Source organism: Streptomyces sp. NPDC049597 (assembly GCF_040675505.1).
Taxonomy (GTDB): Bacteria; Actinomycetota; Actinomycetes; order Streptomycetales; family Streptomycetaceae; genus Streptomyces.
Genome location: NZ_JBFAOY010000042.1, coordinates 22,639 through 43,663, shown reverse-complemented (window position 1 = coordinate 43,663; position 21,025 = coordinate 22,639). Strand labels below are relative to the sequence as shown.

Genomic DNA, 21,025 nt, shown 5'->3' with positions numbered 1-21,025 from the left:
GTTGGGCCGTATCGAGTTCGACCGCCACGGCGGCAAGGTCAACACGGACGCGATCGACAACAGCGCCGGTGTGGACACCTCCGACCACGAGGTGACCACCGGCGGTGCGGCACGGCTCTCGTGCTCTGCGCACGGTGCCCGCGAAAACTGTGTTTCCCCTCACCGCGCTCCGGCCGGGCCTGGTGAGATCATCCCTTGGGCCGTACGCGATGGGCCGAGGGGAGCTGACTGTCATGGCGGAGCGGATGAGGGGCAAGGGCCGCGTCCTCCCGGTCGACGACCCGGTCGCGGAGAGGGTCTACGCCGAGCTCGCCCGGTCGCCCTGGCTGGAGATCGCGGAGCTCGCCGCCCTGACCTCCCTCACCGAACAGGAGACCCACGCGGCGCTCGGCCGCCTGGTGGACATGGGGGCCGCGGAGCACGCTGCCGGGGTGCCGCTGAAGGTGGTCGTCCTGCCGCCGAGCGCGGTCGCCGCCGAGTGGGTGCGCCGGCTGGAGGACCAGGTCATCCAGTCGCGCCAGGCCGTCGAGACACTCACACAGGAGTACCTCGCCGCCCGTGGCGCGGGCAGCGCGTCGCGGATCCGGGCCGTGTCGGCCCAGGAGATGCTGCACCTCTTCGAGACCGGCCAGGAGAACTGCCGCAGCAGCGTGCGGGGCATAGCGGCGCCGCCCTTCGCGGCGGTGATCGGCACCAACGACGAACGTCAGCTGCGGCGGATGAGCCAGGGCATCTCGTACCGGACGGTCTACGCGGCCGAGGCGCTGAACCACCCGGCCGCCCGCGCGAGCATGCACCACATGCTCGCGCACGGCGAGGAGGGGCGTTTCATCGCCAGGACCCCGATGAAGCTCGTCGTCTTCGACGAGGATCTCGCCCTGGTGCCGGTGGTGTCGCGGACCCGGACCGCCGAATCCCTGGTGATCGGCCGCTCCGACCTGCTCGACGGGTTCCTCAGCCTCTTCGAGACCGTCTGGGAGATGGCGATGCCGCTGGGCGTCGAAGGCACGGTCGACACCGATCTGGGCGACGACGAACGGGAGCTGCTGTGCCTGATGGCGGCGGGCTCGACCGATCTGCGCATCGCCCGCCACTTCGGGGTCTCGTCGCGCACGATCGAGCGCCGGATCAAGACGGTCCTCGAACGGCTGGGCGCCACGAGCCGTTTCCAGGCCGGTGCCCTGGCCGCCCGCCGAGGCTGGTTGTGACCCCCGCCCCCGCCGGCCGCGGTCAGCCGCCGGACAGGACCCAGAAGTGGTCCACGATGCTGTCCAGGAAGTCACGGCCGGGCTCGCCCGTGTCCCTCGACGTCTCGCCCCAGCTCAGGGTCGCCACCATCCGGGACTGGTAGTCGGCGTGCAGCCGCTGGAGCACGGCCTCCAGGTGGCCGCGGTCCAGTGGGAGCATCTTGCCGACCGGACGGACGTACGCCTGCCAGCGCGCGGTCACCGCGCTGCGCAGGAGCTCCGCCAGTTCCTCGTCGCGGCCCGTGGCGGCCAGCAGCGCGCGCGGGGACAGCTGCAGGGCCTCGGCGAGTGCGGCGGTCTGGCGCTCGTTGCCGCGCCAGTGGCCCGATTCCTCCATCCTCCGGTACGCGGCCGTGTCGAGACCGACCCGGCGGGCGAGGTCGTCGGGCGCCAGGCCGCGCGCGATGCGGTGCTCGCGCAGGGTCGTCGCGGCGGCGAACAGCTCGCCGGGGGAGCACCACAGAACACCCGCGAGGGCGGTCAGTTCACGGGTGCCGGGCGTCGCGAGCCCGCGTTCCCAGGCCATGACCGTCTCCGGCGAGACGTGGAGTCCGTACTGGGCGCGCAGTCCGTAGGCGACGTGACCGGGCGCCATCCCCAGGGCCTCGCGGAGACGGCGCGCGGCGGGGGCGTTGAAGGGCGGGGAAGGGGTGTACTGCACGGGCACAACGTACGGGGCCGCGGCCGCCGACGACTACGGTGCGTTCCCCTCAAGCTACATGTCGTAGGAATCTCCGAGCTGATCCACGGCCGTGGACGTATGCGGGAGCTACCGAACAGTACCGGCGTGCCAGTGCGGCCCCCGGCCGGCGTCATCCCTTGACCGCGCCGCCGAGGGCGAACCCGCCGCCGAGCCTGCGCGCGATCAGCACGTACAGCACCAGCACCGGCGCCGAGTACAGCAGCGAGAACGCCGCCAGCTGACCGTAGACGACGGAGCCGTAGTTGCCGAAGAACGTGAAGATCGAGACCGACGCGGGCAGTTGGTCGGGGGACAGGATCAGCATGAAGGGGACGAAGAAGTTCCCCCAGAGCATGATGAACGTGTAGATCGTCACCACCGTCAGGCCGGGGCCCATCAGCGGAAGCACCACACGGGTCAGGGTCTGCAGGTTCGACGCGCCGTCCGTCCAGGCCGCTTCCTCCAGCACCACCGGCACGCCGTCCATGAAGTTCTTCATCAGCCAGATGGCGAAGGGGAGTTGGGAGGCGGCGAGGAACAGCGCCGTACCGTACACCGTGTCGATCAGGTTCACCTGCACGAACAGCCCGTACACCGGGACCATGACCGCGGTGATCGGCAGGCACGTCGTGAACAGGATGGTGAGCAGATACGGGCGGGTGAACCGCGAACGGTGCCGCGACAGCGGATAGGCGGCGAGCGCCGCGCACACCACCGACACCGCGGTCGCCCCGCCGCACAGCACCAGACTGTTGAGCATCGGCGTGAACGTGATCTCGTCCGTGAGCACGGCGGCGAAGTTCTCCGTCGTCGGCGACGACGGAATCCGTACGCGCAGATCGGCGTTCGCGTCCACCGACGCCAGCAGCAGCCACACCAGCGGCAGGGCGAAGGCCGCCGCCGTCAGCAGCAGCGCGCCGTTCGCCGCGAGGCGGGCGCGGGTGGCACGGCGCATCACGGCCCGCATCACACCTCCACCTTCATCAGACGCAGGTACACCACCGAGAACAGCGACCCGACCAGCAGAAGCAGCAGTGCCACGGCCGTGCCGTAGCCGATCAGGGACTTCAGGAACGCCTGGTCGTACATGAACACCGGCAGCGTCTGGCTGCGGTTGCCGGGGCCGCCGCGGGTCATCGCCCAGATCAGGCCGAAGACGGACAGCGTGGAGAGGGTGTTGAGCATCAGGTTGGTGCCGATGGAACGGCGGATCATCGGCAGCGTGACGTGCCAGACGCGGCGCGGGCCGCTCGCCCCGTCCACCTCGGCCGCCTCCGTGATGTCACGCGGGATCTCGGCCAGGGCGGCGGAGTAGATCAGCATCGAGAAGGCGGTGCCCCGCCAGACGTTGGCGAACGACACGGCCAGGATCGGCAGCGTGAACAGCCAGTTCTGCGAGGGGAGGTGGAGCCAGTCCAGAATCGCGTTGAGCGTGCCCTCGCGGCGGAAGAAGGTGTACAGCAGGAACGCCGCGACGATCTCCGGCAGCACCCACGCGGTGATCACCAGAACCCCGGTGAGGGTCCGCACCGGACGCGACGCGACCCGCATCAGACCGGCCAGCGCCAGACCCAGCGTGTTCTGGCCGACGATCGCCGAGACGAACGTGAAGACGAGCGTGAGCCACACCGCGTTGCGGAAGTTCTCGTCGGCGAAGGCCCGACGGAAGTTCGCGAGGCCCACGAAGTCCGCGCCCGACTGGCCCGTGAGTTGCGCGTTCGTGAAGGCGATCCACACGCAGTAGCCGATCGGTCCCGCGAGGAACAGCAGCAGGAGGACGGTGGCGGGGGCGAGCGGGGCCCACCGCCACCGTCCCGTCCGGGACGCGCTCACCGGCCGGTCACCGGGAGACGACCGCGCCGTCGGTGATGGTCCTCAGCTGTTCGTCGTACGCCTTCGCCGCGTCGGCCGGTGACGCGTCACCCGTGGTCACCTTCTCCATGGCCTCACCGATCGCCGTCGACACCTGCGGGTAGACGGGCAGCGCCGGCCGGTAGTGGGTGTAGCGCACCAGGCCGGTGAAGAAGTCGATGCCCGGCATGGACTTCAGGTACCGCGGATCGGCGGCGACGTCCTCGCGCACCGCGATCTGCGCGCCGACCACGCACCACTCGGTCGCGTTCTCCTTCGACTGCAGCGTCCTGATGAACTCGAAGGCCAGATCCGGGTTCTGGGCCTTCGCCGGGATCGACCAGGCCCAGCCGCCGGACATCGAGACCTTGCCGGGCGCCTGGCCATTCTGGGTCGGCATGGGTGCCTGCGCCAGCTTCTCGCTCCACTCCGGCCACTCCTTGGGGCCCTCGTTCACCCAGTTCTGGCCCATCCACGAACCGTCGAGGGAGATGGCCAGCTTGCCCTCGGGGAAGAACTCGGTGGCGACCCGTGTGCCGATGTTCGGGTCGAGGGCGTCGGACACGTCCGGACCGAGCTTCTCCTCGTACACCGTGCCCACGAAGCCGAGGGCGTCCTCGAACCCCTTGCCGCCCGCCACCCACTTCTTGGCCGACGGGTCGTAGAGAGGGTCCTCGCCCGTGCCGTAGAGCAGCATCTCGAAACCCTGCATGACCGCCGCCTCGCCGGGGCCCTTGCCGGTGTAGACGTTGATCGGGATGACGCCGGGGACCTTCTTCTTGACCGTACGGGCCGCGTCGAGGACCTCCGCCCAGTTCTTCGGCGCCCAGTCGGCGGGCAGCCCGGCCTTGGCGAAGATCTCCTTGTTGAACCACAGCCCGCGGGTGTCGGTGCCGTCCGGCACTCCGTACGTCTTGCCGTCCTCCGCCTTCGCCGCGGCCTTCGCGGTGTCCACGAAGCGGTCCCACTGGTCCCACTCGGCCAGATAGTCGTCCAGCGGCTTCAAGTAGCCGGCCCTGATGTCGGAGTTGATGCGGAAGGTGTCCTCGTAGACCAGGTCGGGCGCGGTCTTGGGGGAGCGCATCATCTGCTGCGCCTTGGTGGCGTAGTCGTTGTCCGGGGCCTGGATCGGGATCAGCTTGACCTTCTTGCCCGGATGCTCCTTCTCGAACTGCTTCTTGGCCGCCTCCAGATAGGCGTCCTTGAAGCGGATCTTGTTGTCGGTGGACCGGTTGTAGGCGACTTCGACGGTGTCCGGATCACCGCCGGAGCCGCTGCCGCATGCGGTGAGGCTCGCCGCGAGGGCGGTGACAGCGGCGGTGAGGATCAGTGGGGCGGTGGGGCGCACGAGCACGACCTCCTCTGAGCCGGGGGAGCCGGGCGCCGGGCGTGCTGCGGGCGGCGCGGGGCTGCGGGCTGCTGCCCGTGACGGTATGACCGGTCAGTTGACAAAATCAATCCCCGTGCAGAGCGCGGCGGTTGAGGCCCGAGGCGGTGCTCAGTGGCGGGTGCTGACCCAGCGGTACTGCAGCTCGGGGCGGCCGATCTGGCCGTACTGAGGGCTGCGGACGGCCCGCCCGGCGGTGACCAGATGCTCCAGGTAACGGCGGGCCGTGATCCGGGAGATGCCGACGGCCGCGGCGGCCTCGGTGGCGGTCAGGCCCTCGCCGGAGTCGCGCAGAGTGCGGGTGACCGCCTCCAGTGTGGGCCCGCTCAGGCCCTTGGGGAGCGTCGTCGCGTTGCGCGGCGCGCGCAGTGCGGCGAGGGCGCGGTCGACCTCGTCCTGCCCGCTGGCCTCTCCGGCGGCGGCCCGGAACTCGGCGTAGCGGCCGAGGCGGTCGCGGAGGGTGGCGAACGTGAACGGCTTCAGCACGTACTGCACGACCCCGAGCGACACGCCCTCCCGGACGATGGCGAGGTCGCGGGCGGAGGTCACCGCGATGACGTCGGTTGAGTGCCCGGCGGCGCGCAGGGACCGTACGAGGTGCAGGCCGTGTCCGTCGGGCAGGTACAGGTCGAGCAGCAGGAGGTCGACCTCCGCCCGGTCCAGCGCGCGCACGGCCTCGGCACGGGAGTGCGCGACCCCCACGACGACGAACCCGGGCACGCGCCCGACGTAGAGCGCGTGCGCGTCGGCGGCGACGGGGTCGTCCTCGACGACCAGTACCCGGATGGTCACGCGAGCACCTCCCGGGCACAGCGGCGCTCCGCGGTCAGGCCGTGGCGGCCGGCCGCGTCCGGGCGACCCGGCGACGGAGCGTCCGGCCCGCGAAGGCGCGCCTCCAAGGCGTGCGCGTCGGCGGCGGCGGGGTGGGCCGGGTGGCCCGCGGGGTGCACGGCGGCGACGGCCGGCGTGGACGCGCTGTGCGGCCGCGGGGAGCGGGGCGTCGGTCTGCCGTGCGGCTCGGCGGTCCGGTCGGGGCCCGTCGCCGCGCGGAGGGGATCGGCTCCGGCGCGGACCGGGGCGGTGCCGGCGGGGCGGTGCTCCGCGTCTTCGCGGGGGCGCGGGCCGCGCGCCGACGCGCACGGGCGGTGGCGCTGAGGGCCGGGTGCGGCGCGGGTGGAAAGGGGCGTCATGCGGGTGCCTCCGTCGTGTTCAGCGGGAGCAGAACCGTGAACTCCGCTCCGCCTTCCGGAGCGCGCGTCAGCGTGACCGTGCCATGGCCGCGGTGGACGGCCTGGCGTACCAGCGCCAGGCCGATGCCCCGGCCCGGGCCGTGCGTGGACCAGCCGCGGCGGAAGACGTCCTCGACCGACTCGGGTTCGACACCGGGACCGGTGTCGGTGACGCGCAGCAGCAGCTCGTCCCGCTCGGCCCGCGCCGTCACGGTGACGCGTGCGCGCACGCCGCCCGGCGGGGGCGGCGCGACCCGCAGGTCGGCGTCGGACTCGGCGTGGCCGGACTCGGCGGGGCCGGCCGGCACCAGGGTACCGACGCCGGCCGCCGCGTCGACCGCGTTGTCGATCAGGTTGCCCAGGATCGTCACCAGGTCCCTCGACGGCAGCGACGCCGGGAGGACGCCGTCGTCGATACGGCTGTCCTCGGTGAGGACCAGCTCCACACCGCGCTCGTTCGCCTGCGCCGCCTTGCCGAGCAGCAGCGCCGCGAGGACCGGTTCGCCGACCGCGCCCACGACGCGGTCGGTCAGGGCCTGCGCCAGCTCCAGTTCCGCCGTCGCGAAGTCGACCGCCTCGTCCGCGCGGCCCAGCTCGATCAGTGACACCACCGTGTGCAGGCGGTTCGCCGCCTCATGGGCCTGCGAGCGCAGGGCCTGCGAGAAGCCGCGCTCCGAGTCGAGCTCGCCCGAGAGCGCCTGGAGCTCCGTGTGGTCGCGCAGGGTCACCACCGTGCCGCGCTTCTCGCCGCCGACGACCGGCTGCGTGTTCACCACGACCACCCGGTCCGCCGTCAGGTGCACCTCGTCGACCCGCGGCTCGGACGCCAGCAGCGCACCCGTGAGCGGGGCGGGCAGGCCGAGTTCCGCCACCGGGCGGCCCACCGCGTCGTCGCCGAGCCCCAGCAGCTCCCGCGCCCCGTCGTTGACGAGTGCGATGCGCCGGGACCCGTCGAGCATGATCAGGCCCTCGCGGACCGCGTGCAGCGCCGCCTGGTGGTAGTCGTGCATCCGCCCCAGCTCGGCCGCGTTCATGCCGTGGGTGTGCCGGCGCAGCCTGGCATTGATCACGTACGTGCCGACGCCGCCGAGCGCCAGCGCGCCGCCCGCCATCACGAGCAGCGCCGTGACCTGCTCGGCCACCTGCTCGCTGATCTCCTCGATCGTGATCCCGGCGCTGACGAGCGCGACGACCTTCCCGCCGTCGCGGACCGGCGCCACCGTGCGCACGGACAGGCCCAGCGTGCCCGTGTACCGCTCGCTGTAGATCTCGCCGCGCAGGGCCGGCTCGATGTGGCCGAGATACGTCCGTCCTATCTCGCCCGGCTCCGGGTGGGTCCAGCGCCGCCCCCGCGGATCCATGATCACGACGAAGTCCATGCCCGCGTCCTTGCGCAGGGCCTCCGCGTACGGCTGGAGCGCCGCCGACGGGTCGGCCGAGCGGACCGCCTGGACGACCGAGGGCGACCGCGCCGCGGCCGCCGCGGTCGCGCTGGTCTGCAGCCGGGCCGACTCCTCTGCCTGCGAGCGGTCCGTGAAGTACGCGAAGAGCGCGCAGCCCGCGACGATCGCGGCGACCAGCACGACCTGCATCGCGAAGAGCTGGCCCGCGAGGCTGCGGGGGCGGGGAATGCGCATGGGTTAAGTCTGCCTGGCCGGATTTGTGTGAACGAAACGAACGCAAGGGTGACCGGGGTCACAGGGCTGTTGGATATTCACCGCATCCATCGGGACATGGACGCACAGGAAATCTGAGGAGGACCCCGTGGCCACAGGAGCCGTCAGGCGGGACCGTACCCACTATCTCTACATCGCGGTGATCATCGCGGTGGCGCTCGGCATCGCCGTCGGCCTGGTCGCTCCCGACTTCGCCGTCGAGCTCAAGCCGATCGGCACCGGGTTCGTCAATCTGATCAAGATGATGATCTCGCCGATCATCTTCTGCACCATCGTGCTGGGCATCGGCTCGGTGCGGAAGGCCGCCAAGGTCGGCGCGGTCGGCGGTATCGCCCTCGGCTACTTCGTGGTGATGTCGCTGGTCGCCCTGGGGATCGGCCTGGTCGTCGGCAACATCCTGGACCCCGGTTCGAGCCTCGCGGTGACCGACGCGGTCAAGGAGGTGGGCCAGGAGCAGGTCTCCGCCGAGGCCAAGGACACGACCGAGTTCCTGCTCGGAATCATCCCGACCACGATCGTCTCCGCCTTCACCAGCGGTGAGGTCCTGCAGACCCTCCTCGTCGCCCTGCTCGCGGGCTTCGCGCTCCAGGCCATGGGCCCCGCCGGCCGCCCGGTGCTGCGCGGTATCGAGCACATCCAGCGGCTCGTCTTCCGCATCCTGGCGATGGTCATGTGGGCCGCGCCCATCGGTGCCTTCGGCGCGATCGCCGCGGTGACCGGTTCGGCCGGTCTCGACGCGCTCAAGAGCCTCGCCGTCCTGATGCTCGGCTTCTACGTGACCTGTTTCCTGTTCGTCGTCATCGTGCTCGGCGCGCTGCTGCGGATCGTCGCGGGCCTCAACATCCTCTCGCTCTTCAAGTACCTGGGCCGCGAGTTCCTGCTGATCCTCTCCACTTCCTCGTCCGAGTCCGCCCTCCCGCGGCTCATCGCGAAGATGGAGCACCTGGGCGTGAGCAAGCCGGTCGTCGGCATCACCGTCCCGACCGGATACTCGTTCAACCTCGACGGCACCATGATCTACATGACCATGGCCTCGCTCTTCATCGCCGACGCCATGGGCAGCCCGATGTCGGTCGGGGAGCAGATCGCGCTCCTGCTGTTCCTCTTCGTCGCGTCGAAGGGAGCGGCGGGTGTCACGGGCGCCGGCCTGGCGACGCTGGCGGGCGGTCTGCAGTCGCACCGGCCGGAACTGGTCGACGGTGTGGGCCTGATCGTCGGCATCGACCGCTTCATGAGCGAGGCCCGCGCCCTGACGAACTTCGCGGGCAACGCCGTGGCGACGGTGCTCATCGGCACCTGGACCAAGGAGATCGACAAGGGGCAGGTGCAGGAGGTCCTCGCGGGACGTCTGCCGTTCGACGAGAAGACCCTGCTGGACGACCACGCGGTCGTGGAGAAGGCCGGAGTGCCGGAGCCGCGTGAGGACGAGCGCGAGCCGGCGAAGGTCTGATACCCCGTCACCGGCGGAGGCGACGACCCTCGCCACCGCCACCGGCGGAGCTCCGCTCCCGCCACCGCCACCGGAGTGCGCCGGGCCCCACCCCCTCGGGCCCGGCGCACACCGCTGACCGGCCCTGGCGGAGCAACCTCGAACGTGACCGGCCCTCGTGGAGCCGCCTCCGAACGCCGTTGATCCGGGCCGGAGCCGCCGCCGCGCACGCGCTCACGCGTCGAGCGCCGCCAGCTCCTCCTCCGTCAGGTCCAGTGCGGCCGCCGCCGCGGAGTCCCTGACCGTGGCCGGGCGGCTCGCCCCGGGGATGGGCACGACCGTGGGGGACTTCGCCAGCAGCCAGGCCAGCGCGACCCGTTGCGGACTCACCCCGCGCTCGCGCGCCACGCTGTGGAAGGCCGCGTACACCCTCGCCGCCGCGAGTGCCGACGGGCCGTCCAGGGAGCTGCGCGAGATCCCGCCGAGCGGACTCCACGGCAGGAACGCCAGCCCCAGCTGCGCACACAGGCGCAGCTCGGCCTCGCTGTCGCGCACCTCGGGCGAGTAGCGGTTCTGCACGGACACCAGACGGTCGCCCAGCATGTCGTGCGCGAGAACGATCTGCCCGGAGTCGGCGTTGGAGATGCCCGCGTACCGGATCGTCCCCTCCTCCAGCAGGTCCTGCAGCGCGCCGACGGATTCGGCGTACGGGACCGCCGGATCCGGCTTGTGCAGCTGGTACAGGCCGATGGCGGGGCCGCCCAGCCGGGCGAGCGAGGCCCTCGCGGCCCGCTTGATGTGCCGCGGGTCCCCGTCGACCGTCCAGCCCCCGTCGGCCGTACGTCCCCGGCCGCCCTTGGTGGCGACGAGCACCTCGTCGGTGTCCCCGCCGTACGAGGCGAGCGCGCGGGCCACGAGCCGTTCGCCGGTCCCCGGTTCGCCGCCGGGCACGTGGTACGAGTCGGCGGTGTCGATCAGGGTGACACCCGCGTCGAGCGCCGCGTGGACGGTGGCGACGGCCCGCCGTTCGTCGGGGTGGCCCTCGATGGACAGGGGCATGGCCCCGAAGCCGATGGCGCCGACCCGCAGAGCGCCGAGCATGCGGTGCTTCATCGCCGGGCCTCCGCGTCGCCGCCGCGCGCACCGAGCGTCTCCGCGACGGCGTCGTGCAGCCAGTCCGAGGTGTGGCCGAAGGCGAAGCCCAGGGCGGTCGCGCGGGCGTTGTCCATGCCGTACGAACGGGCAAAGGAGAACGGCGACGTCTCGCCGACCTCCACCGTCGTGAACTGCGCCTCCGCGCCGGTGAGGCGACCGATCGCCGCACAGATGTCCGCGGTCGTGAGCGGTCCGTGGGAATTCGCGTTCACGGGGCCGGTGAAGTCCCGCCCCGCCGTCCAGAGGAGGAAGTCGGCGATCTCCTCGACATGAATGTAGGTCGCCGGGTGGTTCGTCGCGGGCACCGCGACCGGGCGGCCCGCGCGCATCAAGGACGCGTAGTGCTCCAGTCTCCCGGTGAAGTCGTCGGCCCCGCCCAGCACATGGGCGGTCCGCACCGACACCCAGTCGAAGCCGGCACCGGCCGCGAGGACGGCCTCCGCCTGGCGCTTGCCCTCGCCGTAGCGGCCGTCCCGGAAGTCCGCGTCGTCCCACGGGGCGGCGAGGTCGACCGCCACAGTCAGCGGGTCCACGGCGTCCTCGCCGACCGGCTCCGCGGCGTCCTCGTACTCGTAGACCTCCACGGTGGACGTCATGACGTAGCGCCCGGTGCGGCCCGCGAACACCCGGCGGGCGATGTCCGCCTGGCGCGGGGTGTAGCAGACCTGGTCGATCACCACGTCGAAGCCGCGCGGGCCGAGCGCGCCGCGCAGGGCGTGCTCGTCGTCGCGGTCCGCCCGCAACGCCGTCACACCCGCGGGCGGGGCCGACGAACCGCGATTGAGCACGGTGACCCGGTCGCCGGAATTCAGCAGCCGGGATATCAGCCGCTTTCCGAAATACCGATTTCCCCCGATGACCAGTACGTCCCTCATCCGACCCGGATCCTCGTTTCCTGCCGTCGATTTCCTTGCGGGACACCAGTGTTATGTTTGCGGGCCGCGTCATGAAGGGGGAGACATGGGAGATCCGGCCGCGCTGCCGAAAGAACCACGGCATTCGAGGGCCGCCGCCGGGGAAACGTCGGTTGCCGCTCTGGACGCCGTCGACCGGCACATCCTGGAGATCCTCCAGAGGGACGGTCGCGTCAAGCTCAGCGAGCTCGGGCGCCGGGTCCGGCTGAGCCCGGCGGCGGTCACCGAGCGCGTCCGCAGGCTGGAGGCGTCCGGGGTGATCACGGGCTACGGGGCGCACGTCTCACCGGCCCGGCTCGGGCACGGCATCCAGGCGTTCATCCGCGTGAATCCCCACGGCGGCCACAATTTCAAGCACCCGAGGACCCTGGAGCTGCTGGAGCGCCCGGAGGTGATCGAGGCGCACCACGTCGTCGGCGAGGACTGCTGGATCCTCAAGGTCGCCGTCACGGACACGGTCCATCTGGAGGACGTGCTGGAACAGGTCTCGGCGCTCGGCCGCACGACGACGTCGATCGTGCTGACCTCCCCGCTGGAGCGCAAGCCGCTGCTGCCGTACGGCGGTTGAGCGTCGCCCGCCGTCGTTGCCTTGACGTCGGCGTCAAGCATTACGGTCGGGGACATGCGAATCGGCGAGCTTGCGGAGCGGGCCGGCACGACCACCCGCACTCTGCGCTACTACGAGTCCCGCGGGCTCCTGCCCGCCCGGCGTGCGGTGAACGGCTACCGCACCTACGACGAGGACGACCTGCGACTGCTCCGGCAGATCCGGACCCTGCAGGACTTCGGGTTCGACCTGGAGGAGACCCGGCCGTTCGTCGAATGCCTGCGCGCCGGGCACCCGGCGGGGGACTCCTGCCCCGCATCGCTCGCCGTCTACCGGGCCAAGCTCGCGGAGCTGGACGCGCTCATCGGCCAGTTGAGCTCGGTGCGCGCGCAGGTCGGCGCGCAGCTGCTGCGCGCCGAGGCGCAGCAGCAGGCCGGCCCGGAACCCAGATGCGAATTCGGAGGCTGATCGATGATTCTGGCCAAGGACGTGGCCGTGGTGACGGACGCGGATTTCGACGCCGAGGTGCTCGGCGCCGACCGCCCGGTCCTGGTCGAGTTCGGCGCCGACTGGTGCGGCCCGTGCCGGCAGCTCGCGCCCGTGCTGAGCGCGGTGTCCCGGGAGGAGGCCGACCGCCTGAAGGTCGTGCAGATCGACGCGGACGCCAACCCGGAGGCGGTGACCCGCTACGGGGTGCTGTCGCTGCCGACGCTGCTGGTGTTCCAGGACGGCGAACCGGTCCGCTCGATGGTCGGCGCCCGCCCCAAGCGACGGCTCCTCCAGGAACTGGAGGACGTGCTCACGCGCTGACGCACGGCCCTACGGGGCGAGCGTGAGGCGCACCCGGCGCTGCACCACGTTGACCCTCGCGATCACGACGTCGACCTCGTCGCCCGCGCGCAGCGCGCGGCCTGCGCGGTCGTCGTCGTGCAGCAGCCCTTCGACGCCGTCCGCGACGCGCACGAACATCCCGAACGGCGTCTCCTTGGTCACCGTGCCCCGCAGGGTGTCACCGAGCCGGGTACGCGCCAGCTCCCGCAGAGGGTCCGGACACAGGTCCTTCAGCGACAGCGAGACACGCTCATGCCCGTCCGCGTCCTCCGTCTCCACGCCCAGGACGGTGAACGCCAGTTCCTGGCCCTCGCGGACGACCTCGGTGGGGAAGTCGATGCGGTGCCACGAGACCTCGGGGATGTTCAGCATCGCCCGCACGCCGCCGAGTTCGACGAACGTGACGCCGAAGTCCGCGACGACGTGGACCACTCCGGTCACCACATCGCCCCGTTCGAGGCCGCGCAGGAAGGCCTGCCGCTCCTCGCCGCGCAGGGTGAGGACCTCGCGGGCGTCCTCGTACGCCGCTTCCGTCAGCAGCGGGCGCCACGCGGTGAACAGCCGCAGCAGTGCGCCGCCGTGCTCGGCCCGTATCGCGTCGTTCACCACCGCGAGGTCCAGTTCGTTCGCCGCCGTCAGTTCGGCGAAGTCCCGCAGCAGCGCGGGCGCCGGTGCGGACGTGCGGCCCGTGAAGCGGTCGTGGAAGAGCGCGCCGGGCCGCGCCAGGGTGCGGTAGGAGGCCTCGCGGTCGCAGCTCGCGTAGAAGTGCACGAGCTCCTCCGCCTCGGCGCCGATCACGTCGGCCAGTTCCCCGCGCCGCTCCCGTGGCAGCAGCGACGTGGCGAAGCCGTCGGTGCCGTAGAAGGCGTGGCACAGTCCCGCCAGCCGCAGTGCGGGGCGCGCCGACCAACCTGCGAGGCGCTTCTCGACCCGCTCCAGGTGGGCCAGGAGGGTGCCTCCCGGGTGGCCGAGGTCCGCCGCGCCGTGCCGTCGCAGCAGCGCTGTCGCCGCGGTGATGCCCGCCGATATGTCCGTCGGTGTGTCCATGCGCAGAAAAATACCCCGGACCGAATTGACGGCCAGGGGCTTTCTCTGCGTATATTGAATGTTTCCGAGTTTATCCGCCTCAGGGCGCAGCAATAAACGCGGAGAAGTTCATTGGTGACACCCTATCGCGTCAGGAGCTGAATTGTCAACCGAGGAATTGCAGAACGAGCAGCAATTCATCACCCGGCTCTACGAGCGTCTCGACGCGCTGCGCGAGGAGGCGGAAGGGGCCGTGGCGGCCACCTTGAGGCAGGCCAGCACCGGCCTCGCCCAGTCCCGCGTGGAACGGGACGTCAGCGTCGCCGAGCACGGTGCGCACCTCTCCGCGCTGAATGCGGTCGACAACGGCTTGTGCTTCGGTCGCATCGATCTCAAGGACGGCACACGCCATCACATCGGCAGAATCGGAATGCGCAAGGACGATCCTCAGCGCACTCCGATGCTCATCGACTGGCGCGCGCCCGTCGCCCGGCCCTTTTACCTCGCCACCGGCCACGAGGCGATGGGGCTCAGCAGGCGGCGGCACATCAGCACCCGCGGCCGGACCGTCACCGCGCTGCACGACGAGATCCTCGACCTCGCGGACACCACCCGCACCGGATACGAGGCGCACGACGCCGACGAGGTGCTGCTCGCCGCGCTCGGCGCCGCCCGCACCGGGCGCATGGCCGACATCGTGCAGACCATCCAGGCCGAGCAGGACCGCATCATCCGTGCCCCGCGCCACGGCGTGCTCGTCGTCGAGGGCGGCCCCGGCACGGGCAAGACGGCCGTCGCGCTGCACCGCGCCGCGTACCTCCTCTACGCCCACCGCGAGCAGCTCGCCCGCCGCGCCGTTCTGATCGTCGGCCCCAATCCCGCCTTCCTCGGCTACATCGGCGAGGTGCTGCCCTCCCTCGGCGAGACCGGCGTCCTGCTGTCCACGATGGGCGAGCTGTTCCCCGGCGTGCACGCCACCGGGACCGACACCCCCGAGGCCGCCGCCGTCAAGGGCGCGGCCACGATGGCGGACGTCCTCGCCCGCGTCGTCGCCGGCCGGCAGACGCTTCCCGAGACCCTGCCGACGGCCACCGGCGAGGACGGCGGCACCCTGCCCGAACCCGCCCTGGAAATCGACCACGCCGAGTACGGGACGCTGCTGCTGCACCGGGAGATGGCGTACGAGGCCCGCGACCGGGCACGGGACACCGCGCTCCCGCACAACCTGGCCCGCCCCCACTTCGCCTTCCGCATCATCGACGCCCTGACCGAGCAGCTCGCCGACCGGCTCGGCGCCGACCCGTACGGCGGCGAGAACCTGCTGGGACCCGACGACATCGCCCAGCTCGGCAAGGAGATCGCCACCAGCGCGGAGGTCCACGCGGCCATCGACACCCTGTGGCCCCCGCTCACGCCGCAGCAGCTGGTCGCCGGCTTCCTCGCCGAGCCGGAACCGTATCTGGACCCCGAGGACGCGGCCGCCGTCCGGCGCGCCGGAGGCCCCTGGACGCCCGCCGACGTGCCGCTGCTCGACGAGGCGGCCGAACTCCTCGGCGTCGACGACAGCGCGGAGCGGGCCGCCGCCGAGGCCGAGCGCCAGGACCGGATCGCCTACGCGCAGGGCGTGCTGGAGCTGTCGCACGGCTCGCAGACGTACGAGTTCGAGGACGAGGAGTCCGAAGTGCTCGCCGCGCACGACATCATCGACGCCGAGCGCATGGCCGAGCGCCACGAGGAGGCCGACCACCGCAGCGCGGCCGCCCGCGCCGCCGCCGACCGCACCTGGGCGTTCGGGCACATCATCGTCGACGAGGCGCAGGAACTGTCCGCGATGGCGTGGCGGCTGCTGATGCGCCGCTGCCCGACCCGGTCGATGACCCTGGTCGGCGACCCGGCGCAGACCGGCGACGCGGCGGGCTGCGGATCGTGGCGGGAGATCCTGGAGCCGTTCGTCGGCGACCGTTTCGAGCACACCCGGCTGGGCGTCAACTACCGCACACCCGCCGAGGTCATGGCGCTCGCGGCCGAGGTGCGGCGCGCCGAGGACCCGGACTTCGAGCCGCCGCGCTCGGTGCGCTCCACCGGCGTCGACCCCTGGCAGGTCGTCGTCGCCCCGGACGAACTCGCCCGCACCATGGCCGCGCACGTCGCCCGCGCACCGCACGAGGGGCGGCTCGCGGTGATCGCACCCGCCGCGCTGCACACCCTCCTCGCCGCCGAACTGCCGGACGTGACCGCGGGCGAGGAGCCGGACCTGACCCGGCCCGTCGTGCTGCTCGACCCGAAGGCGGCGAAGGGACTGGAGTTCGACACGGTGATCGTGGTCGAGCCCGGCCTCATCCGCTCGGGCTCGCCCCGCGGTGTGAACGACCTCTACGTCGCCTGCACCCGCGCCACCCAGCGGCTCGGCCTGGTGAGCACCGAGGCGTAGGACCGCACCGGTGCCCCGCTGCCGCACCGGCAGCGGGGCACGTCCCGCCCGTCAGGCCGGGCGCAGCCAGATCGTCGCCAGCGGCGGCAGCGTCGGCGCGATCGACGTCCGCCGCCCGTGCGACTCCACCTGCTCCGGCTTCATCGGGTCCGCGTTGCGCACACCGGAGCCGCCGAACCGCTCCTCGTCCGTGTTCAGGACCTCCACCCAGGCGGACACCGACTCCGGCACCCCGAGCCGGAAGCCGTGACGCACCACCGGCGAGAAGTTGCTCACCGCGAGCAGCGGCCTGCCCTGCTTGTCGAACCGCAGGAAGGCGAAGACGTTGTCCTCGGCCGCCCCGCCGTCCACCCAGGCGAAGCCCTCCGGCACGGTGTCGAGCTGCCACAGCTCGGGCGCGTCGCCGTAGACCGCGTTCAGCTCGCGCACGAGGTCCCGCACACCCCGGTGGTCGGGCTCAGCCGAGTACGACGGGTCCAGCAGCCACCAGTCGGGGCCGTGGCCCTCGGACCACTCCGCTCCCTGGGCGAACTCCTGGCCCATGAACAGCAGTTGCTTGCCGGGATGGGACCACATGAAGCCAAGGTACGCGCGGTGGTTGGCCCGCTGCTGCCACCAGTCGCCCGGCATCTTGCTCACCAGCGCACGCTTGCCGTGCACCACCTCGTCGTGCGAGATGGGCAGCACGTAGTTCTCGCTGTACGCGTACACCATCGAGAACGTCATCTCGTTGTGGTGGAACTTGCGGTGCACCGGCTCCTTCGCCACGTACTGGAGCGAGTCGTGCATCCAGCCCATGTTCCACTTCAGGCCGAAGCCGAGGCCGCCGTGGTGCGTGGGCCGGGTCACGCCGTTCCACGCCGTCGACTCCTCGGCGATCGTGACGACGCCCGGGTTGCGCCGGTAGACGGTGGCGTTCATCTCCTGGAGGAAGGAGACCGCGTCCAGGTTCTCCCGGCCGCCGTGCTCGTTCGGCGACCACTGGCCGTCCTCGCGCGAGTAGTCGAGGTAGAGCATCGACGCGACGGCGTCCACCCGCAGCCCGTCGACGTGGAACTCCTCGCACCAGTACGTCGCGTTCGCGACCAGGAAGTTGCGCACCTCCTTGCGGCCGTAGTCGAACTCCAGCGTGCCCCAGTCCGGATGCGCCGCCCGTGCCGGATCGCTGTGCTCGTACAGCGGCCTCCCGTCGAACTCGGCCAGCGCCCAGTCGTCGCGCGGGAAGTGCGCCGGCACCCAGTCCACCAGCACGCCGATGCCCGCGCGGTGCAGGCTGTCGACGAGGAAGCGGAAGTCGTCCGGGGTGCCCATCCGGGAGGTCGGCGCGTAGAAACCGGTGACCTGGTAGCCCCAGGAGCCGCCGAAGGGGTGCTCGGCGACCGGCATGAACTCCACGTGGGTGAAACCGAGGTCCTTCACGTAGCGCGGCAGCTGCTCGGCGAGCTGGCGGTACGACAGGCCCGGACGCCACGACGGCAGATGCACCTCGTACACGGAGAACGGCGCCTCGTGGACGGGGCGGTCGCCGCGGTGCGCCATCCACTCCTCGTCCTGCCACACGTGGTGGGACCGGGTCACGATCGAGGCGTTTGCGGGCGGCACCTCGGTGCGCCGGGCCATCGGGTCGGCCCGCTGCGTGCGCCAGCCGTCCGGGCGGGTGATCTCGAACTTGTACAGGGCGCCCTCACCGACACCCGGCAGGAACAGCTCCCACACGCCCGTCGCGCCGAGCGACCGCATGGGGTGGCCGGTGCCGTCCCAGAAGTTGAAGTCGCCGACGACCCTGACGCCGCGGGCGTCGGGCGCCCAGACCGTGAACCGGGTGCCGGTCACCCCCTGGTGCGTCATGGGATGCGCGCCGAGCGCCTTCCACAGCTCCTCGTGCCGGCCCTCGCCGATGAGATACAGGTCGAGGTCGCCCAGCGCGGGCAGCAGGCGGTACGGGTCCTCGACCTCGAAGCCCTCCTCGTGGCCCTCGTAGGCGACCAGGAGGCGGTAGTCGGGGACGGTCCGCTGGGGGAGCACGCCGGAGAAGAGCCCGTCGCCGTCGTCGTTCAGCTCGGCGCGCAGGCCCTTGGCGACGACGGTCACGGACAGCGCGTGCGGACGCAGGACGCGGATCTGGACGCCGCCGCGGACCGAGTGCGCGCCGAGCACGGCGTGCGGGTCGTGGTGGCTGCCGGACAGGAGCCGTCCGCGGTCGTCGTCACCGAGCGGCTTGGCCGCCCGTACGCCACCGGTCCGGGGGCGCGGTGCGCCCCGGCCGCCGCCGGAGCCCTTGGCGGCCGCGCCCGCCGCGCCCGAACGGCCGCCGCCCGAGCGCTTCGAGGGCGCGGACCCGCCGGCCGCGTCCGCCGTGCCGGCCCGTACCGCGCGTGCCGCTCCCGCCGCGGACCCGCCCACGGCCAACGGCTCGCGCGCCGGGCCGTCCTCCACGGGATCGGCCTTGCGCGCCGCGGTGACGCGCCGCCGGGCGGATGCCTCGTCGCCGGCTCCGGGAACGGGGCTCGTCGCGGGCGCGGGGGAGTCGTCGGCGGTCGCTGTGCCGTGGGCGGAGGGGACCCGGCGCGCGGTGGGTGCGGGGGTGCCGGTCCCGGTCGTGCCGGCCGGGACCGTGGGCGGGGTGGTGGGCGCGGGGCTGTCCGGCGCGGCTTGCTCGTCGTCTCCGGCCTTGCGGGCGGAGGCCACGCGTCGTGCGGTGGGTGCGGGGGTGTCGGTCCCGGTCGTGCCGGCCGGGACCGTGGGCGGGGCGGAGGACTTCGTGCCGGCCGCGTCCCCGGCCGCGGCGGCGGGCGCTTGGCGGGGCTCGCCCGGCGCCGCCTTCGCGTCGTCGGCCCCGGCGGTACCGGACGCGATTCCGGGCGAGGGCATCGACGCATCACCGGACGCGGTGCCGGGCGACGACCCCGACGCGCTGTCCCCGCCCGGCCCGGCCGCCGTCGGCTGCGGCGGGGTGCCGGACACGGACCCGTCCGCCGTGCCGGGCCCAGCGGGCGCGTGCGCCGCCGCGCCGGCCGGACCGGCCGCGGCCCGGCCGGTGCCGGGCGCGGTCCCCGCGGGCCCCGCCGAGGCAGGCGCGTCGTCCCCGCCCGCCCGAGTGGTCTCGGCGCCCTGCGCAGGGGCCTCGGGCGGGGTCGCGCCGTCGTCGCCCGGTGGGGGCGGGGCAGGGGTCGGGGCGGCGTCAGGACGGGAGGAGCGGCGGCGGGTCACGGGGGTCGGCCTCCTGGGCGCGAGTAAGGGAGCGGGGGAGGAGTCAGTCGAGCGTCGCGAGCCGGTCGATCGCGGCCATCGGAACCGGCAGCCAGTCCGGCCGGTGCCTGGCCTCGTACACGACCTCGTAGACGGCCTTGTCGGTCTCGTAGGCACGCAGCAGTTCGGGCTCGGCACGCGGGTCACTGCCGCAGGCCTCCGCGTAGCCCGTGCAGTACGCGTCACGGCACGCCTCCGCCCAGGCCGGGTTCCACGGGCGGTGCGTACGGGCCGCGTAGTCGAAGGAACGGAGCATCCCGGCGACGTCGCGCACCGCAGGCTGCGGCCGGCAGCGCTCGCTGAGCGGCCGGGCCGGCTCGCCCTCGAAGTCGATGACCGACCAGGGCGTCGCGACGGGGCCGCGCAGTATCTGGCCGAGGTGCAGATCGCCGTGCACCCGCTGCGCGGCCCAGATGCGGCCGCGCCGCCCCAGCAACGCCACCGCCTCGAACGCCGTCCGCAGCCGGGGCGCGTACGGCTCCAGCGCCGGAACCGCGCCCACGGCGGCCTCCAGCCGCCGGGTCATCGCGGTGGCCAGCTCCTCGCTCTGCGCTCCGCTCAGCTTCACGCTCGGCAGCGCGCGGGCCAGCGCCGTGTGCACCTCGGCGGTCACGCGCCCGAGTTCACCGGCCTCGCTCCGGAAGGAGCGGCCCTCGGCCAGAGCCTCCAGGGCGAGCACCCATCCGTCGCGCGAGCCGCGCAGGAACGGCTGGAGCACGCCCAGGGTGAAAGGTTCCGGCATTTCCGACTCGTACCAGGCGACCGGCGTGGGCACCCGCTCGCATCCCGCGCGGGCCAGCGCGAGCGGCAGCTCAAGATCCGGGTTGGGGCCGGGGTGCAGACGACGGAAGAGCTTGAGGATGTACGTGTCGCCGTACACCAGCGAGGAGTTGGACTGCTCGGCGCCGAGCGGCCGGGGCGCGAGCCCGCCGGGGATCGCGGGCGAGCCGTCGTACCGCTGGAAGCGCAGCGGCCCCAGCGACCCCGGCGTACGCAGCCGCTCCAGGAGCAGGGCGGCGAGCCGGGGGTCGTGGGTGCCCTCGTACACGGTGCGCCCGGCGAGCGGGCCGTCGGAGAGATGGCCGATGAGCGCGGGGGCGAGAGCCGGCGGCAGGGCCTGCCGTACACCGACCAGCAGTTGGTAGCAGTCGCCCGGCGACCCGGGCTGCTCGACTCGTACGAGCAGATGCAGCAGGCCCGGTCCCGGGCCCCGCAGAGGCAGCAGTTCGGTCGCCGACACGAGCGAGAAGCCGGTGACGGGCGTTCCCTTGCCCGCGAACCAGCGCTGCCGGGGCAGCCATTGGTGGAGCAGGGGGGCGAGCGACGGAAGCAGAGCGAGCGGGATCCGGGTGGATGCAGCCTCCGACATGG

At 72.4% G+C, this 21,025-nt stretch carries 18 protein-coding genes and 1 pseudogene; 7 read left to right on the top strand and 12 right to left on the bottom strand.

The genetic code is table 11. The annotated features are described in order from the left end of the window. Position 1 precedes the first annotated feature (1 nt). Both AB0K02_RS30620 and AB0K02_RS30615 read left to right on the top strand, forming a co-directional pair. Positions 2-85, top strand: a pseudogene (locus AB0K02_RS30620) (NAD-glutamate dehydrogenase domain-containing protein); the annotation flags it as partial. Between the two features lie 148 nt (positions 86-233). After that, positions 234-1,208 carry a helix-turn-helix transcriptional regulator gene (locus tag AB0K02_RS30615; protein ID WP_365995830.1) on the top strand — a complete coding sequence of 325 codons (975 nt, stop codon included), beginning with the start codon at positions 234-236 and terminating at the stop codon, positions 1,206-1,208. 22 nt (positions 1,209-1,230) lie between these two features. On the opposite strand, the gene AB0K02_RS30610 is transcribed toward AB0K02_RS30615, so the two are convergent. From AB0K02_RS30610 to AB0K02_RS30580, 7 genes are all read right to left on the bottom strand, one after another. Beyond that, the gene (locus AB0K02_RS30610; protein ID WP_365995832.1) at positions 1,231-1,842 is read right to left on the bottom strand and encodes a helix-turn-helix transcriptional regulator; all 612 of its coding nucleotides are present in this window, start codon (positions 1,840-1,842) and stop codon (positions 1,231-1,233) included. Positions 1,843-2,059: 217 nt separating this feature from the next. Beyond that, the gene (locus tag AB0K02_RS30605; protein WP_365995829.1) at positions 2,060-2,896 is read right to left on the bottom strand and encodes a carbohydrate ABC transporter permease; all 837 of its coding nucleotides are present in this window, start codon (positions 2,894-2,896) and stop codon (positions 2,060-2,062) included. Continuing rightward, on the bottom strand, positions 2,896-3,762 hold the full coding sequence (locus AB0K02_RS30600) for a sugar ABC transporter permease (protein WP_365995828.1): 867 nt from the start codon (positions 3,760-3,762) through the stop codon (positions 2,896-2,898). Before AB0K02_RS30600 ends, AB0K02_RS30605 begins: the two co-directional genes overlap by 1 nt. A gap of 7 nt (positions 3,763-3,769) precedes the next feature. Further along, positions 3,770-5,128 carry an ABC transporter substrate-binding protein gene (locus tag AB0K02_RS30595; protein ID WP_365995827.1) on the bottom strand — a complete coding sequence of 453 codons (1,359 nt, stop codon included), beginning with the start codon at positions 5,126-5,128 and terminating at the stop codon, positions 3,770-3,772. Positions 5,129-5,278: 150 nt separating this feature from the next. Beyond that, the gene (locus tag AB0K02_RS30590) at positions 5,279-5,959 is read right to left on the bottom strand and encodes a response regulator (protein WP_365995826.1); all 681 of its coding nucleotides are present in this window, start codon (positions 5,957-5,959) and stop codon (positions 5,279-5,281) included. Then, complete coding sequence (locus AB0K02_RS30585; RefSeq protein WP_365995825.1) at positions 5,956-6,357, bottom strand: hypothetical protein; 402 nt, start codon at positions 6,355-6,357, stop codon at positions 5,956-5,958. Before AB0K02_RS30585 ends, AB0K02_RS30590 begins: the two co-directional genes overlap by 4 nt. Next, a complete protein-coding gene (locus AB0K02_RS30580) occupies positions 6,354-8,033 on the bottom strand; it encodes a sensor histidine kinase (RefSeq protein ID WP_365995824.1) in 1,680 nt (559 codons plus the stop codon). The genes AB0K02_RS30585 and AB0K02_RS30580 overlap by 4 nt, the downstream gene beginning before the upstream one ends. A gap of 127 nt (positions 8,034-8,160) precedes the next feature. On the opposite strand from AB0K02_RS30580, the gene AB0K02_RS30575 reads away from it, so the two are divergent. Then, entirely contained in the window at positions 8,161-9,522 is a 1,362-nt protein-coding gene (locus AB0K02_RS30575) for a cation:dicarboxylase symporter family transporter (protein WP_365995823.1), read from the top strand. A 213-nt stretch (positions 9,523-9,735) separates the two neighbouring features. Here AB0K02_RS30575 and AB0K02_RS30570 read toward each other — a convergent pair whose 3' ends face one another. Both AB0K02_RS30570 and AB0K02_RS30565 read right to left on the bottom strand, forming a co-directional pair. Then, positions 9,736-10,614 carry an aldo/keto reductase gene (locus tag AB0K02_RS30570; RefSeq protein ID WP_365995821.1) on the bottom strand — a complete coding sequence of 293 codons (879 nt, stop codon included), beginning with the start codon at positions 10,612-10,614 and terminating at the stop codon, positions 9,736-9,738. Beyond that, positions 10,611-11,531, bottom strand: a complete 921-nt coding sequence (locus AB0K02_RS30565) for an NAD-dependent epimerase/dehydratase family protein (protein ID WP_365995819.1) — start codon at positions 11,529-11,531, stop codon at positions 10,611-10,613. The genes AB0K02_RS30570 and AB0K02_RS30565 overlap by 4 nt, the downstream gene beginning before the upstream one ends. Before the next feature lie 85 nt (positions 11,532-11,616). Between AB0K02_RS30565 and AB0K02_RS30560 the strand changes: the two genes are divergently transcribed. The 3 genes from AB0K02_RS30560 to trxA are packed head-to-tail and all read left to right on the top strand — an operon-like array spanning position 11,617 to position 12,927. Next, positions 11,617-12,138 (top strand): Lrp/AsnC family transcriptional regulator, encoded by a 522-nt coding sequence (locus AB0K02_RS30560; RefSeq protein WP_365995818.1) that lies wholly within the window; start codon positions 11,617-11,619, stop codon positions 12,136-12,138. A gap of 54 nt (positions 12,139-12,192) precedes the next feature. After that, positions 12,193-12,585, top strand: a complete 393-nt coding sequence (locus AB0K02_RS30555; protein ID WP_365995817.1) for a MerR family transcriptional regulator — start codon at positions 12,193-12,195, stop codon at positions 12,583-12,585. Between the two features lie 3 nt (positions 12,586-12,588). After that, complete coding sequence (trxA, locus tag AB0K02_RS30550; protein WP_365995816.1) at positions 12,589-12,927, top strand: thioredoxin; 339 nt, start codon at positions 12,589-12,591, stop codon at positions 12,925-12,927. Between the two features lie 9 nt (positions 12,928-12,936). On the opposite strand, the gene AB0K02_RS30545 is transcribed toward trxA, so the two are convergent. Beyond that, positions 12,937-13,995 (bottom strand): DUF6817 domain-containing protein, encoded by a 1,059-nt coding sequence (locus tag AB0K02_RS30545; RefSeq protein WP_365995814.1) that lies wholly within the window; start codon positions 13,993-13,995, stop codon positions 12,937-12,939. Positions 13,996-14,137: 142 nt separating this feature from the next. Here AB0K02_RS30545 and AB0K02_RS30540 point away from each other — a divergent pair, with 142 nt between their 5' ends. Next, positions 14,138-16,405: an ATP-binding domain-containing protein gene (locus AB0K02_RS30540; protein WP_365995813.1), complete on the top strand. Its 2,268-nt coding sequence runs from the start codon at positions 14,138-14,140 to the stop codon at positions 16,403-16,405. 51 nt (positions 16,406-16,456) lie between these two features. On the opposite strand, the gene glgB is transcribed toward AB0K02_RS30540, so the two are convergent. Both glgB and AB0K02_RS30530 read right to left on the bottom strand, forming a co-directional pair. Next, positions 16,457-19,276 (bottom strand): 1,4-alpha-glucan branching enzyme, encoded by a 2,820-nt coding sequence (gene glgB, locus AB0K02_RS30535; RefSeq protein WP_365995831.1) that lies wholly within the window; start codon positions 19,274-19,276, stop codon positions 16,457-16,459. Between the two features lie 382 nt (positions 19,277-19,658). After that, complete coding sequence (locus AB0K02_RS30530; protein WP_365995812.1) at positions 19,659-21,023, bottom strand: phosphotransferase; 1,365 nt, start codon at positions 21,021-21,023, stop codon at positions 19,659-19,661. Positions 21,024-21,025: the final 2 nt, after the last annotated feature.

What these genes read in the sequence shown, in the direction of transcription:
- AB0K02_RS30615 (WP_365995830.1), top strand. Translation starts at nt 234, where the DNA reads ATGGCGGAGCGGATGAGGGGCAAGGGCCGCGTCCTCCCGGTCGACGAC.
- AB0K02_RS30610 (WP_365995832.1), bottom strand. Translation starts at nt 1,842, where the DNA reads ATGGCGCCCGGTCACGTCGCCTACGGACTGCGCGCCCAGTACGGACTC.
- AB0K02_RS30605 (WP_365995829.1), bottom strand. Translation starts at nt 2,896, where the DNA reads ATGCGGGCCGTGATGCGCCGTGCCACCCGCGCCCGCCTCGCGGCGAAC.
- AB0K02_RS30585 (WP_365995825.1), bottom strand. Translation starts at nt 6,357, where the DNA reads ATGACGCCCCTTTCCACCCGCGCCGCACCCGGCCCTCAGCGCCACCGC.
- AB0K02_RS30580 (WP_365995824.1), bottom strand. Translation starts at nt 8,033, where the DNA reads ATGCGCATTCCCCGCCCCCGCAGCCTCGCGGGCCAGCTCTTCGCGATG.
- AB0K02_RS30570 (WP_365995821.1), bottom strand. Translation starts at nt 10,614, where the DNA reads ATGAAGCACCGCATGCTCGGCGCTCTGCGGGTCGGCGCCATCGGCTTC.
- AB0K02_RS30565 (WP_365995819.1), bottom strand. Translation starts at nt 11,531, where the DNA reads ATGAGGGACGTACTGGTCATCGGGGGAAATCGGTATTTCGGAAAGCGG.
- AB0K02_RS30560 (WP_365995818.1), top strand. Translation starts at nt 11,617, where the DNA reads ATGGGAGATCCGGCCGCGCTGCCGAAAGAACCACGGCATTCGAGGGCC.
- AB0K02_RS30555 (WP_365995817.1), top strand. Translation starts at nt 12,193, where the DNA reads ATGCGAATCGGCGAGCTTGCGGAGCGGGCCGGCACGACCACCCGCACT.
- trxA (WP_365995816.1), top strand. Translation starts at nt 12,589, where the DNA reads ATGATTCTGGCCAAGGACGTGGCCGTGGTGACGGACGCGGATTTCGAC.
- AB0K02_RS30545 (WP_365995814.1), bottom strand. Translation starts at nt 13,995, where the DNA reads ATGGACACACCGACGGACATATCGGCGGGCATCACCGCGGCGACAGCG.
- glgB (WP_365995831.1), bottom strand. Translation starts at nt 19,276, where the DNA reads ATGCCCTCGCCCGGAATCGCGTCCGGTACCGCCGGGGCCGACGACGCG.
- AB0K02_RS30530 (WP_365995812.1), bottom strand. Translation starts at nt 21,023, where the DNA reads ATGTCGGAGGCTGCATCCACCCGGATCCCGCTCGCTCTGCTTCCGTCG.